This window comes from Cognatundibacterium luofuense, from assembly GCF_018139685.1.
Classification (GTDB): domain Bacteria; phylum Pseudomonadota; class Gammaproteobacteria; order Burkholderiales; family Burkholderiaceae_D; genus Undibacterium; species Undibacterium luofuense.
The window spans coordinates 1-372 of the sequence record NZ_JAGSPN010000268.1; the positions used below are offsets into that span (position 1 = coordinate 1).

At 50.5% G+C, this 372-nt stretch carries 1 protein-coding gene; it reads right to left on the reverse strand.

Annotation, left to right across the window (positions count from 1 at the left end):
* The coding region (locus tag KDM89_RS20345) for a DEAD/DEAH box helicase family protein (protein ID WP_438947536.1) at window positions 1-354 on the reverse strand (354 nt) is incomplete at its 3' end.
* Between the last annotated feature and the right edge of the window lie 18 nt (window positions 355-372).

Consider the following 372-nt stretch of genomic DNA (forward strand, 5'->3'; position numbering starts at 1 on the left):
GGCTTCAGGTTGATAGTAATCATAGTAAGACACGAAGTATTCCACCGCGTTACGCGGGAAAAACTCCCTGAATTCGCTGTATAACTGGGCCGCCAGGGTTTTATTGGGTGCAAAAATAATGGCTGGTCGCCCGCAACGCGCGATCACATTCGCCATGGTGTAAGTTTTACCAGAACCGGTCACCCCCAGCAGCGTCTGGAAAAACAAGCCATCATGCACGCCCTCTGTTAATTGCCCGATGGCGGCAGGCTGATCACCCGCCGGCGGGAAGATCTGATACAACTGAAATGGGGAATCCGGGAAAGAAATAAACTTCTCCTCATCGAATTCATCAGATAAAGCAACTGAATTCACTGGTGCGACTGCCATGGT